Raw genomic sequence first — 13481 nt, 5'->3', positions numbered from 1 at the left:
AGCGGCAAAGCTCGCATCCGCACAGTCATCGCCATCATTTCTTGTCTCCGAACAGGGACTGAAACCAGTCCTTGATGGTGGATTCCCGCCCTGTGCAGTCGCTGCGCTGGCGCGGTTCGGAACCGGCAATAAACGGCATCATCCGCGCACCCAAACAGCCGTCGGCGCTGAGAGCACCGCTATTGCCGTCGACCCAGACCGGCTTGATCTGGTCCGGCATGCGGTAGTCCAGCGGGCGCTGGCTGGCGCGTGACATGAAATGGGCCCACACCCGCAGGGCACCGCTGCTGCCGGTGAGCCCGGTGGCGCCGTTGTCGTCCCGACCGATCCAGCTCACCGTCAGCAAGTCCCCGGAGAAGCCCGCAAACCACGAATCACGGCCATCGTTGGTGGTACCGGTCTTGCCCGCCACGTCAAAATTGCTGCCCAGATAATTATAGACTCCCCGCCCGGTGCCTTCACGCACCACTTCGCGCAGCCCGTAGTGCAACAAATGCATGGCCTGCAGGCTGACAGTGCGGTCATATTCCAGCGGATAGCGCCGCAGCGGTTCGCCGCGGGCGTCGACGATATCACGGATACTGCGCAGCGGCATCCGGAAACCGCCGGCGGCAATGCTCTGGTACATCGCCGCCATGTCCATCGGGGAGTAGGCACCGGCGCCCAGGCTCAGCGCCGGCACCCGCGGTATCGGGCCCTCCAGGCCCAGCCGGCGCAGCATGTCGACGATCGCATCCAGCCCCAGATCCATCGCCAGACGGGCGGTGGCCATATTGTAGGAGTTCGACAGGGCCCGGTGCAGCAGCACCTCACCGTGTGCCTGGCGATCGAAATTGCGCGGCTCCCACAGCTGGTCGCCGGGCCCATCTACCTGGAAGGGGGTATCCGACAATGGTGTGGCCAGGGTATAGCGGGTGGGCTGCTCCAGCGCGGCCAGGTACACAGCGGGCTTGAGCAGCGAACCCGCGGGCCGGCGCGCATCCAGGGCGCGATTGAAGCCCGCGTAGCGTACCTTCCTGCCGCCGATCAGCGCGGCCACCTCGCCGCTGTCAAAGCGGGTGACCACTGAGGCCGTCTGCAGCTCACCCGAACCGTCCAGCTGCTGCAGCACTGCCGCACTGCTCAGTTCCAGCTGGCGCTGCAGCAGCGGATCGAAGCTGGTGAAGATGCTGAGGCCCAGGGTGGCCAGATCCTCATCCCGGTACTCCAGACGCAACTGGCGCCGCACCAGATCCAGGTATGCCGGGAAAGTATCGCGTATCCCCCGGCGATTGTTCAGGCCCAGCGGTTGTGCCCGCGCGGCCTGCGCCTGTTCCCCGGAAATGACATCCTGCTCTGCCATCAGGCCCAGCACCAGGTCGCGCCGCTCGCGGGCCCGCTCGGGATTGCGCAACGGGTTGTACAGGGACGGCCCCTTGATCATGCCGATCAACAGTGCCTGCTGATGCAACTCCAGCTGTTCCAGCGGCGTGTCGAAATAGTGCCGCGCTGCCAGCGCAAAGCCGTGGATGGCACGGGGCCCCTCCTGTCCCAGATAGATTTCATTGACGTAGCTCTCGAGGATCTGCTCCTTGCTGTAATGCAGCTCCAGCAGCACCGCCATCACCAGTTCGGTGAGCTTGCGCACTATGGTGCGCTCGGGGGTCAGGTAGTAATTCTTGACCAGCTGCTGGGTAATGGTGCTGCCTCCCGCCACGACCTGGCCAGAGCGCAGGTTGCTGAAGGCAGCCCTGGCAATACCGCTGATGGAAAAGCCCCAATGTCGGTAAAAGCGCTGGTCTTCAACTGCCAGCAAACCCAGACGCAAGGTTTCAGGCACATCCGCCAGCCGTACCAGCAACCTGTCCTCACCATGTTGTGGATAGATCCCCCCGATCTGCACGGGATCCAGCCGCATCAGGTCAAGCCCCCTGCCATTGCTGACCAGCTGCTGTACCCTGTCATCCCGCAATTCAATGCGCAGGGGGCGCGCCGGCTCGCTCTCACCGGGAAAATCGAAGCCGCGGGTATAGAGGTCGAAGCGGTTGCCGGCGCGAGACACCTGGCCGGGACGCCGTGCGGCAGTCACCTTGCGGTAGCCCAGCACCTCCAGCTCCCACGCCAGGTCATCGGCCGACAACCGGGCTCCGGTATACAGCTCCAGCGGGCGCGCATACACTTTCGCCGGCAACTCCCACATCTTGTCGGTGAATGTCGAGGTGATACGCGCGTCCAGATACACCAGACACAGCACTCCCGCCGCGATTGCGGTGAGCAGAATCTTGAGGAGAGGTCGACGAGTCTTGGTCATGTGCTGCGGAGTGTATAACAGAGCCGCTTTCAATTGCCCGAAGGATGCGGATAATAGCGGCCTGACGGCAAGGGGACCACAGCGAACATGAAAAAATACGGGATTTACGGCATCGGGGCGGCACTGGTGGATACGGAGGTGCAGGTCAGGGACGAAGAACTCACGCGGATGGGCGTGGAACGGGGCTTGATGACACTGGTGGATGAGGCACGCCAGGCCGAGCTGCTGGGCCATCTGCGCGACCACCTGGTCAAGGCCAGCCATGCCAGCGGCGGCAGCGCCGGCAATTCCATGATTGCAGCGGCCCAGTTCGGCACCCCCACGTTCATGTCCTGCAAGGTCGCCGACGATACCGACGGTTCGATCTACCTGCACGACCTGGAGGCAGCCGGCGTGGACCACTGCATGCCCGGCCAACGCCCCCCGGGCACTACCGGCAAATGCCTGGTGCTGATTTCTCCCGATGCCGAGCGCAGCATGAACACCTTTCTCGGCATCAGCGAAACGCTGTCAGTCGCGCAGCTGGATGCGCAGGCGCTGGCTGACTCTCGCTACCTGTACATCGAGGGCTACCTGGTTACCTCCCCTACCGGCCTCGCGGCGGCAGTCCGGGCCCGGGAACTGGCTGAGGCCGCGGGGGTGAAAACCGTGCTCAGCTTCTCCGACCCCGGTATGGTCAACTATTTTCGCGAGGGCATGCAGGCCATTATCGGCCGGCAACTGGATCTGGTGTTCTGCAACGTCGAGGAAGCCCTGGGCTGGGGCCGGACCGAGCAGCTGGACGAGGCGATCGAGCGGTTGCGCCAGGTGGCCCGCCGCTTCGTCATTACCCGTGGCGCCGAGGGCGCGCTGACCTGGGACGGCCAGCGACTGGAGCAGATTCCACCCCATCGTGTGCAGGCGGTCGACAGCAATGGCGCCGGGGACATGTTTGCCGGCGCCTTCCTGCACGCCCTCGACCGCGGCGAGGACTTCGCCACGGCCGGCCGCTTCGCCAGCCTGGCCGCTGGCAAGGTAGTGGCAAATTTCGGTCCGCGCCTGCCAGCAGCGGATTATCCCGCCCTGCGCGCGGAGTTTTTCGGCAACTAATGCTTATTGAGTCATAAATCACGAGCCTTCCCTCCCCTTCGTCCACAGCACGGACACAAGTGGAGGCTGCCGACAATCGCGCGGAGCCAGACGAAACCGAGGTGGGCTGAGGCTTTTTCAAACCTCGTGTGCGGCCCATGGACCGCATTCAGAACAGGTCGATCTGGCGGCCCGTCAGGGTGTCGAACGAGGTGCCCAGCAGGCCGAGAATGCCATCTGCCACCGGCTGCAGCTGGCGTTCAACGTAGTGGTCGTAATCCAGCGGCGCCTGCCGGGCCGCGGCGGGCTCAGGTCCCGCCGTGGTGATCACATACTCGATCCAGTCGCCGCGCCTCGGCAATGGCAGGCTGCGCTCGCGGTACAGCCGGGCGGCCTGCACGTGGGGCGGCACGTTGCGCTGGTAGTCGTCCAGCCGGCGGCGCAAGCGCTTGCGGTAGACCAGCTCACTGTCCCGCTCGCCGCTCAGTACCGCCGCGCTCAGGCCACAGAGGTAGTCCTCGTAGGGCAGTTCGAGGAACACGCGCCGGTACAGCTCCTGCTGGAATTCGCGTGCCAGCCGGGTCCAGTCACTGCGCACGTTCTCCAATCCCTTGAACACCAGTTGTTGCGCCGCACCGCTACCCACCAGTCCGGCGTAGCGTTTTTTGCTGCCCCTGTCGGAGCCGCGTATGGTGGGCATCAAAAAGCGCCGGAAATGGGTTTCGAACTGCAGCTCCAGCACACTTTCCAGGCCAAACTGCCGCTCGATCTCCTGCTGCCACCAGACATTCAGGTCTCGTTCCAGCTCGCGTCCGGCGGCCTCGGCGCTGGCGTCATCTGCCGCCCCGGCGATCCAGACAAACACCGAATCGGTGTCGCCGTAGATAACCCGGTGGCCGCTGGCCTCAATGCGCTCGCGGGTGCGCAGCAGAATCTCATGGCCGCGGCGGGTGATGGCGCTGGCCAGGCGCGGGTCGAAGAACCGGCAGCCGGGCGTGCCCAGCACACCGTAGAACGAGTTCATGATGATCTTGATGGCCTGGGCCAGCGGCGCATCGGCGGCACTGCGGGCATCATCCCGTTGCCGCCACAGATCGGCAATCAGACCCGGCAGGATATGGCCTTCGCGGGCAAACCGGGTACCGTCGAAGCCCGCCAGTGTGGCGGACTCCGGCAACGTGCCGGCCATTCCCAGCGCCAGCCCCAGCGGGTCGACGGCGAAGGTGCGAATAATGCTGGGGTACAGGCTCTTGAAATCCAGCACCAGCACGTGGTCGTAGATTCCCGGCTGGGAATCGAGCACGAAGCCGCCCGGACTGCCGGCGAGATCACCGCTGGCAGTGGGCGCCACATAGCCTGCACGGTGCAGACGCGGCAGATAGAGGTTGTCAAAGCTCGCCACCGAACCGCCCAAACGGTCGAGATTAAGCCCGGTCATGGCACTGCGGGCCAGCGCGAATTCCAGCAGACGGGTCTTGCTGAAGATGGCGCTCACCAGCTCGCAGTCACGCAGGTTGTAGGCGGCCAGGCGGGTCTTGTCCTGCTGGAACAGGCGGGTGATTTCGGCGCCGCGGTCAGCGCCGTGCAGGAGCTTGCCCTCGCCCAGCAGCTCCCGGGCCACCGCTTCCAGGGAAAAGCTCTCGAAGCGATAGAATGCCGCGCGCAGCAATTCGATGCCATCCAGCAGCGCCCGCCCGGGCAGCCGCGCTGTGCGCCGCTCGCCCTCTGCGTCCAGCTCGCGCCAGTGCACCGTGGCACCTCCCCGGCCCAGCCGCAGCGGCAGGCCCAGCTGGTCCGCCAGCCGCTGCAGGTACCAGGTATCGAAATTCACCACGTTCCAGCCGATCAGTACATCCGGGTCGTAGACCGCGACAAAGTCCAGGAAGGCCCGCAGCACCGCGGCCTGGGTAGGGAACGCCGCCACATAGTCCGCCTCCGCGCCGGCACCCAGCATGAAGACCCGGCGCTGCTCGCCCTCCGGGCCGCTGGCATGCACCGCGATCGAATACAACTGCAGGCCTTCCAGCGCGGTTTCTATATCGAAAGAGACCTGCTTCAGCACGGGGCGGCAGGCGGCGGGGCGCAGCGCGGGATTCAACAGTTGCAGATGGTCGCCACGCGACACCGCGGCCCCCCGCAGCCGCGCGCCGCCGGCGATGAATCGCTCCATCAGGAAGCGGTCGGCGGGATTGATATCAGCCTCCAGCGGCGTCGCCCCCCGGGCCCGCAGCTGGTCGGCAAGCTCGCGGGCCTGGCGGTAGCTGTCGCTGTAGACGCCGGTCACCTGCCCCATGCTGAAATCCCGCAGCGCCAGCGGACGGCAGTTGACACCCGGCCAGGACTCCAGCAGGGCCTGCTGCTGTGCTGTCTCCCGGGCGGAGAGAAACAAGACACTGCGCTCACCCTGCACCAGCACCCGCAGCGGTCCCGCTTCGCTGGCGAACCAGAACTCCAGCTCGATCCCCCGCGGAGTGTCGCGCCAGTGCCGGCTCAGCAGAAAACCCTCGCAATCCAGGTCCCGCTGCGCGCCCTGTACGCTAGGCATGGGCGGCCGGGTGGCTTAAGCTATAGTGCATCGTTCACGCCCTGTTGATTCGCGAAATACTGCCCGGAAGCCAAGCCCATGAGCAAACCTGTTATCAAGCAAGACCCCCTCTACCAGTTGCTGCGCAATGAGGATATCAAGGGTTTCAATGAGCAGCGGGACACGCTGGACACCAGTGAGCTGCGCAGCGGCGACTATCGCGGCCGGGACCTGCGCAACATGAATGCCCGTGGGCTGGACTTCAGCAACTCCTACTTCCGCAATGCGGATCTCAGTGGCATCGATTTCCGGGACACCAACCTGGAAGGCGCCAGCCTGCTGGATGCGAAACTGTCCGGCACCTACTTTCCCGCAGCCATCAGTGCCACCGAGATTCGCCTGTCTTTGGATACCGGCACCCGTCTGCGCTACGACCGCAAATAGATAAACAAACTCAATCAACCCTGGAGCACTACTTCAGGTCTGCTCCGGAATGAGGGCGCTACTTCCGGTGAGTACTTTCGAGACCGTATGCGACATGGATGTCGCATCCGAGCCCCCATGGAAGGGTTCACGGCGTGTCTCGAAAGTACTCACCGGAAGTAGTGACCGGATTATAGGCACCCAATCGCCTTGGCAAGTGCCATTCAACCCTGGGATAACAGGTCGCGCAAATCCACGATCGCCGCGTTGGCGCGGCTGATGTAGGAGGCCATCACCAGCGAATGGTTGGCCAGTACGCCCATGCCACTGCCATTCAGGATCATCGGGCTCCAGATAGTGGCCTGGGTGGCCTCCAGCTCCCGAATGATCTGTCGCAGGCTGACCCGGGCATTCTTGTTGGCCAGCACATCGGCAAAGTCCACTTCCGCGGCCTTCAGGAAATGGATCAGCGCCCAGGCCGTCCCGCGGGCCTCGAAAAAGACATCATCGATCTCGCTCCACGGCGTCTGGACCGCCACCTCGTCGCCGCTGCGGGTCGACTGCCTGGCGCTGCCCTCGCCGGAAAGATCAGTGTTGAGGCGGCGCTTGCCCACGCTGGCACTGAGCCGCTGGGACAGGCTCCCGAGACGGGAATCGACGGTCGCCAGCCAGTAGCGCAGATTGTCGGCGCGGGCATAGAATTGGGCATTCCTGACGTCCTCGTCCTGCAACCGCCGCAGGTAGCTGCGCACATAGCCGATCGCATCCCGGTACTCGGATTCCGCCGCCGGCAATATCCAGCTGTCGGCTGTGAAGTTGAAGCGGGGCTCCGCCAGGGACAGGTCCTTGTCCTCAGTCGACTGTGACTGGGAACGGCTGAGCACCTCGCGCAGCGCCCGCGCCAGATCGCGGGACTGGATCAGTGCGCCGTATTCCCAGTTGGGGATATTGTCCAGCCACAGCCCGGGCGGGAACACATCGTTCTGCAGGTAGCCACCGGGCTTTTCTAGCAGGGTTTCCATGACGCCAATCAACGCGGCAGTCATGGTGGAGCCGGTGGTCACCTGGGCCCCGTCCTCCTCGGCGTACTGCGCGGCCCGCGCGGTGACATCAAAGCGGGCCGGAGCAATGCTCCAGTACATACCCAGCAGTATCGTCAGCACCAGGTAGACCAGCAGCACCAGCAACACTGCCATCAGCCAGCGATGGCGGGCATCGGCGCCGCTACGCCAGGCCGCTATCCGCTCTTTCAATCTGGTCATCATCCGCCTCTTCAGTGGTGTTGGTGGGCGTCGTGCTCTGCAGCCGGCCCCGATTTGCGCGTCACCGCCAGTGTGCACAGGAACTCTCCCGCTACCCGCAGGCAGATTTCAAGTTCTTCGCCCGCTGCCGGCATGTGCTCCAGCTCCAGCAACATCAAATGCAAACCGCCGGGCGCAAAATGCAGCTTTTCGCCCGCGGCCACAGTGATGGCCTCGCGCTGCTCCATGCGCGCCATGCCGTCCCGCGTCACGCTGTCATGCAACTCGACCCGTCCGGCCAGCGCCGTCCGGGCGCCGTCGATAACGACAGGCTCTGTGCCGGAATTGTGCACCGTCAGATAGGCCGCGGTATTGGACTGGGTGGGCGGCAATGCACGAACCCAGGCGTCGTGCAGTGTAACCGAGGGTTCGGCCGCCACGGCCGCCGCCATCAACAACAGATTGGCCACCACAGCTGCCGGCCGGATTCCCGCTAACATACCTGACTCTCCTGCAATGAAACTATTTGGCATTCCGAACGTCCCAGCATCATAGCATTTTAGCCAGGGCTGGACCCAAGCAATTGGGCGGCAACACCAGCCCTGCTACAATGGCGCCCGCAACCACCAGCAGCAGTCCCCCAGAGGAATCGACATGCGCTTTTTAGTCGCCAGTGTGCTCTGGCTGACCACCAGCCTGGCCCTGGCCCAGCTGGGAACTGGCGGCAACGCCGCGGATGCCTTTGGCAACCCGCAATTCCTGCCGGTCGAGGAAGCCTACCAGCTGGAACTCGAGACCGGAGAACAGGGCCGCGTCAGGCTCTACTGGCGTATTGCGGACGGCTACTATCTGTACCAGCACGGGTTCGACTTTGCGCTCCAGTCTGGCGGACGCAAGCTGCCGCTGGAGGTTGCGCTGCCCGAGGCACTGGAGCGTCACGATGAGTTTTTTGGCGATGTCCGGGTGTACTATCAGGATGCCGATATCCTGCTGCAGCCGGCGGAGTCGCCACAGTATGCCCGGCTGACCGTGAAATCCCAGGGCTGCGCGGACGCCGGCCTGTGCTATCCCCCGCAGACCCAGGCCTTCGATATCGATTTCAGCACCGGGGCCGCAACACCGGTCGCGCTGCCGGGCCGCACCGCGGCGGGCAATGTCGCGGGCTCCGGATCGGAGCCGGACAGGCCTTCCTATATGCAACTGCCCAGGATGATGCTGCTGGCATTCCTCGGCGGCATCATCCTCAACCTGATGCCCTGTGTGTTCCCCATCCTGTCCCTGAAAGTACTGGGCTTCGCCAGCGCCCGTGAGGGCGAACATCAGCGCCAGGGCTGGCTCTACACCGGCGGTGTTATCGCCAGCTTCCTGGCGGTAGCGGCGCTGCTGATCCTGCTGCAGCGCGCCGGCCAGGCTATCGGCTGGGGTTTCCAGCTACAGTCGCCTGCCTTTGTAATCGCACTGGCCTACCTGTTCCTGGTCATGGGATTGTCGCTGTCCGGCCTGCTGCAGCTGGGCAGCGGCATCATGAACCTCGGTAATGGACTGACAGCACGCCAGGGCGGACTGGGCAGCTTTTTTACCGGCGTGCTGGCGGTGGTTGTTGCCAGCCCCTGCACCGCCCCTTCATGGGCGCGGCACTGGGCTTCGCCATTACCCAACCGCCCGCGGTGGCGCTGGCGGTCTTCTTTGCGCTCGGGGCCGGCATGGCGGCGCCGCTGCTGCTGTTGAGCTACAGCGCCCGGGCCCGCGGCTGGCTGCCCAGACCGGGACCCTGGATGGAGAGCCTGAAGCAACTGCTGGCCTTTCCGTTGTATGCCAGCGCGATCTGGTTGCTGTGGGTGGCGGGCCGGCAAACCAGCGTCGACACGATGGCAGCGGCCCTGCTCGGCGCTCTGTTGCTGGCGCTGGGGCTCTGGCTGTGGGCGTCGGCCCCGTGGCGGCGGGCGCTGGCACTGGGCTGTGTGGTGCTGGCGCTGGGTCTGGGGCTGTGGCGCGCGCCTGCGGATGAAGCGGCGAGCACGACACCGGCAGCGGGCCGGGTGGCCTGGTCCATGCAGCAGATAGATGCGCTGCGCGGCAGCGGCCAGCCGGTGTTTGTCGACGTGACCGCGGACTGGTGTATTACCTGTATCGCCAACGAACGAACGGTATTGCACTCCGCTGAAATCAACGCGGCTTTTCAGCGCCACGGAGTGACCTACATGGTGGCCGACTGGACCAATTATGACGCCGCCATTGCAGAATTCCTCCGCCTGCACGGGCGCAGCGGTATTCCATTGTACGTCCTGTATCCCGGCGACCCCGGCGCCGAACCCATTATTCTGCCCCAGCTCCTGACCCGGGGTACGGTGTTGCGGGCCCTTGCCGCCCTGCCTGGGCCATCTGCCGAAATTGCCGGCAGGATAGGGGCAGATTCCGGAATATAACCTATACTTGCAGCATTATCGGGTGACTTGTCCGGATTGAACCCGGAGATCCCTGCAAATTCCCAAAAACTGTAAAACTCCGCCAACAGGTGCCTAATTGACGCCAATTCCCGATAAATAGTGATAAACATAGACACAATGCGGCTTTTGCGCGAGAATTTCCTGTTATGGCCTCGGCAAGGGGAGCGACCAACAAATGGCCACCATTCTGGTGTTACACGGGCCCAATCTGAATCTCCTGGGGGAGCGCGAGCCGGCAATCTACGGCAGCACGACACTGGATGATATCAATCGCAGACTGGCGGCGCTGGCGACTGAGCACGGCCACCATTTGCTGGCGATGCAGAGCAATGCCGAATACGAACTGATAGAGCGCATTCACGACGCCCGCCACGAGGGCATCAATTTCATCCTGATCAATCCCGCCGCCTTCACCCACACCAGTGTGGCGTTGCGCGATGCACTGGCCGCCGTCGAGATCCCCTTTATCGAGATCCACCTGTCCAATACTCATGCCAGGGAGCCCTTCCGGGAACATTCCTATTTTTCGGACCGGGCCGAGGGTGTGATCTGCGGCTTTGGCGCGCAGGGCTATGAGTTTGGGCTGCAAGCTGCGATGAGCAGACTGGAACAGTCATAACACGGAAACCAGAGAGAGCATCCTATGGACATTCGCAAAGTCAAGAAGCTGATCGAGCTGCTGGAAGAATCCAACATCGACGAGATCGAAATCAAGGAGGGCGAGGAGTCGGTCCGCATCAGTCGCAACAGCGCACAGCCGATGATGGCAGCCTACGCCCATCCGCCACCCCCGCCACCTGCACCCGCAGCGCCCACAGCGGCGCCTGCGCCCGAGGCCGAAACCGGCAGCGCCGCACCCGCACCGGCGGCCACCAGTCGCGGGACCTTCATTACCTCACCCATGGTCGGTACCTTCTACCGCTCTCCGTCACCCACCTCGCCACCATTCGTCGAGCCGGGGCAGACAGTCAAGGTGGGGGACGTGCTCTGCATCGTCGAGGCGATGAAAATGATGAACCAGATCGAGGCGGACAAGGCCGGCACGATTGAGGCAATCCTGGCGGACGACGGCGAGCCCGTTGAATTCGAGCAACCCCTGTTCTCCATCATCTGATCGTCCGTCGCCTAGCATCGCAAGCAGAGGAACACACAATGGCCAAGCTGGAAAAGGTACTCATCGCCAATCGCGGTGAGATCGCCCTGCGCATACTCCGCGCCTGCAAGGAGATGGGCATCAGAACTGTCGCCGTCCACTCCAAGGCTGACCGGGAGCTGATGCATGTGCGTCTGGCGGACGAATCCGTCTGCATTGGCCCGCCATCCTCCACCGGCAGCTACCTGAATGTGCCCGCCATTATCAGCGCGGCAGAAGTCACCAGTGCCTCGGCCATCCATCCCGGCTACGGCTTTCTCGCCGAGAACGCTGATTTCGCCGAGCAGGTCGAGAAGAGCGGCTTCATATTCATCGGTCCGCGGGCGGACACCATTCGCCTGATGGGAGACAAGGTATCGGCCATTGAGGCGATGAAGAAAGCCGGGGTGCCCACGGTGCCGGGGTCCGATGGTCCCCTGACCGACAACGCCGAGCGCACCCTGGAGGTCGCCCGCCGTATCGGCTATCCGGTCATCGTCAAGGCCGCTGCCGGCGGTGGCGGCCGTGGCATGCGGGTGGTCCACAATGAAGCCGCGCTGTTGAATTCGGTGCAACTGACCCAGGCAGAGGCCGCTTCTGCGTTTGGTTCCGGTGTCGTCTACCTGGAGAAATTCCTGCAGAAACCCCGCCATGTGGAAGTGCAGGTGATCGCCGACGGCCAGGGTCACGCCATCCACCTGGGCGATCGCGACTGTTCACTGCAGCGGCGTCACCAGAAAGTACTGGAGGAAGCCCCGGCCCCGGGCGTGGATGAAGACCTGCGGGCCCAGGTCGCGGAAGCCTGTGTCAATGCCTGTATAGAAATCGGTTACCGCGGCGCGGGCACCTTTGAATTTCTGTACGAGGACGGCGGCTTCTATTTTATTGAGATGAATACCCGGGTCCAGGTCGAACACCCGGTCACTGAACTGATTACTGGCATTGATATCGTGTGCGAGCAACTGCGCATCGCCAGCGGCCTGCCCCTGTCGGTCAGCCAGGAGCAAGTCGCGTTCCGGGGCCACGCCTTCGAATGCCGCATCAACGCCGAGGACCACCAGACCTTCATGCCCTCACCGGGCAAGGTGACGACCTTCCATGCCCCGGGCGGCCCCGGCATCCGGGTAGATTCCCATCTCTACGACGGCTATACCGTGCCGCCGTTCTATGACTCCCTGATCGCCAAGATCATCAGCTATGGCGAGACCCGCGAGAGTGCACTGGCGCGTATGCGCCAGGCCCTGGATGAACTGGTCATCGAAGGCATCCGTACCAATACCGCACTGCACCGCGACCTGGTGCGGGACGGTTCCTTCCAGGCTGGCGGAGTCAGCATCCACTATCTGGAGAGCAAGCTCGAGGACTGGGCCCAGCCCGGCAACCGCTAATGCGCTGCGGGTATTCCGTGCAGGATCCCGCAGGCGCAGACCCCGTCAAGATCCCCCGAAGGAGCAATAGGCACGTGAGCTGGCTGCAACTGCGCCTCGATACCAGTCCCGACCAGGCCGCCGAACTGGAGCAGCAGCTGCTGGACAGCGGCGCGCTGGCGGTAACCATGGAGGACAATGCCGACCAGCCTGTACTGGAGCCCGGTGTGGGGGAAACTCCGTTGTGGCAGCAGACCCGGCTCACCGGGCTCTATCCGGCGGACACCGATATGAGCGCCCTGCTGGCCCGGTTCCCGGCCACGCTGTTGCAAGGCTGCAACCAGCGCGTGGAAATCCTGGAGGACAAGGACTGGGAACGGGAATGGATCCGCCACTATCAGCCCATGCGTTTTGGCCGGCGCCTGTGGGTCTGCCCCAGCTGGCTGGAGCCCCCGCAGCCGGACGCGGTAAATCTGCTGCTGGACCCGGGCCTGGCCTTCGGCACCGGCACCCACCCGACCACTGCACTGTGCCTCACCGAGTTGGAACAACTGCCGCTTGCGGGCTGCAAGGTGGTCGATTACGGCTGCGGCTCGGGCATACTTGCGGTGGCCGCACTGAAGCTGGGCGCAACCAGTGCCCTGGGGGTGGACAACGACCCGCAGGCGCTGGTCGCCAGCCGCGACAATTGCGAACGCAACGGCTTGCCCCCGTCAGTCCTGACAGTGGTCGCACCGGGAGCCACGGCGCTGGAACAATGGCGCGGCCAGGCCGATGTGGTAGTGGCCAATATTCTGGCCGGTCCGCTGCTGGAGCTGTCCGGAACCTTGCTGGCACTGCTGCGCCCCGGTGGCACATTGCTGCTGTCCGGCCTGTTGCAGAGTCAGGCGGCAGCCCTGTGCGAGCACTATACCGGCCGGCTGCCGCTGGAGATTGCCGCCTCACGGGAGGACTGGGTCTGCCTGCGAGGTAGCAAGCCGGCCCGCTGA

11 protein-coding genes and 1 pseudogene are annotated in these 13481 nt (G+C 64.0%); 8 read left to right on the top strand and 4 right to left on the bottom strand.

Going from position 1 to position 13481, the window contains the following annotated elements; genetic code table 11:
* Window positions 1-34: 34 nt before the first annotated feature.
* Window positions 35-2290, bottom strand: coding sequence for a penicillin-binding protein 1B (gene mrcB, locus G3T16_RS11825; RefSeq protein WP_163495442.1), 2256 nt, complete (start codon window positions 2288-2290; stop codon window positions 35-37).
* Window positions 2291-2377: 87 nt separating this feature from the next.
* Here mrcB and G3T16_RS11820 point away from each other — a divergent pair, with 87 nt between their 5' ends.
* A complete protein-coding gene (locus tag G3T16_RS11820; protein ID WP_163495441.1) occupies window positions 2378-3379 on the top strand; it encodes an adenosine kinase in 1002 nt (333 codons plus the stop codon).
* Window positions 3380-3527: 148 nt separating this feature from the next.
* On the opposite strand, the gene G3T16_RS11815 is transcribed toward G3T16_RS11820, so the two are convergent.
* Window positions 3528-5903 (bottom strand): DNA polymerase II, encoded by a 2376-nt coding sequence (locus G3T16_RS11815; RefSeq protein WP_163495440.1) that lies wholly within the window; start codon window positions 5901-5903, stop codon window positions 3528-3530.
* 78 nt (window positions 5904-5981) lie between these two features.
* On the opposite strand from G3T16_RS11815, the gene G3T16_RS11810 reads away from it, so the two are divergent.
* Window positions 5982-6326 carry a pentapeptide repeat-containing protein gene (locus tag G3T16_RS11810; RefSeq protein WP_163495439.1) on the top strand — a complete coding sequence of 115 codons (345 nt, stop codon included), beginning with the start codon at window positions 5982-5984 and terminating at the stop codon, window positions 6324-6326.
* A 203-nt stretch (window positions 6327-6529) separates the two neighbouring features.
* On the opposite strand, the gene G3T16_RS11805 is transcribed toward G3T16_RS11810, so the two are convergent.
* Both G3T16_RS11805 and G3T16_RS11800 read right to left on the bottom strand, forming a co-directional pair.
* Window positions 6530-7567 (bottom strand): DUF2333 family protein, encoded by a 1038-nt coding sequence (locus G3T16_RS11805; RefSeq protein ID WP_163495438.1) that lies wholly within the window; start codon window positions 7565-7567, stop codon window positions 6530-6532.
* Between the two features lie 11 nt (window positions 7568-7578).
* On the bottom strand, window positions 7579-8046 hold the full coding sequence (locus G3T16_RS11800) for a copper chaperone PCu(A)C (RefSeq protein WP_163495437.1): 468 nt from the start codon (window positions 8044-8046) through the stop codon (window positions 7579-7581).
* Window positions 8047-8200: 154 nt separating this feature from the next.
* Here G3T16_RS11800 and G3T16_RS21880 point away from each other — a divergent pair.
* The 6 genes and pseudogenes from G3T16_RS21880 to prmA all read left to right on the top strand — a co-directional run.
* Window positions 8201-9321: pseudogene (locus G3T16_RS21880) on the top strand (protein-disulfide reductase DsbD domain-containing protein); the annotation flags it as partial.
* Window positions 9322-9972: a thioredoxin family protein gene (locus G3T16_RS21875; protein ID WP_456298667.1), complete on the top strand. Its 651-nt coding sequence runs from the start codon at window positions 9322-9324 to the stop codon at window positions 9970-9972. It abuts the pseudogene before it with no gap.
* Window positions 9973-10168: 196 nt separating this feature from the next.
* Window positions 10169-10612: a type II 3-dehydroquinate dehydratase gene (gene aroQ / locus G3T16_RS11790; protein ID WP_163495436.1), complete on the top strand. Its 444-nt coding sequence runs from the start codon at window positions 10169-10171 to the stop codon at window positions 10610-10612.
* Between the two features lie 24 nt (window positions 10613-10636).
* A complete protein-coding gene (gene accB, locus G3T16_RS11785; protein WP_163495435.1) occupies window positions 10637-11107 on the top strand; it encodes an acetyl-CoA carboxylase biotin carboxyl carrier protein in 471 nt (156 codons plus the stop codon).
* Window positions 11108-11145: 38 nt separating this feature from the next.
* Window positions 11146-12513, top strand: a complete 1368-nt coding sequence (gene accC / locus G3T16_RS11780; protein ID WP_163495434.1) for an acetyl-CoA carboxylase biotin carboxylase subunit — start codon at window positions 11146-11148, stop codon at window positions 12511-12513.
* A gap of 74 nt (window positions 12514-12587) precedes the next feature.
* Window positions 12588-13481 (top strand): 50S ribosomal protein L11 methyltransferase, encoded by an 894-nt coding sequence (prmA, locus tag G3T16_RS11775; RefSeq protein WP_163495433.1) that lies wholly within the window; start codon window positions 12588-12590, stop codon window positions 13479-13481.

Source organism: Kineobactrum salinum (genome assembly GCF_010669285.1).
Lineage (GTDB): Bacteria > Pseudomonadota > Gammaproteobacteria > Pseudomonadales > Halieaceae > Kineobactrum > Kineobactrum salinum.
Note: the sequence above shows the minus strand (reverse complement) of the source record. Positions and strands in the feature narration are given on the sequence as shown.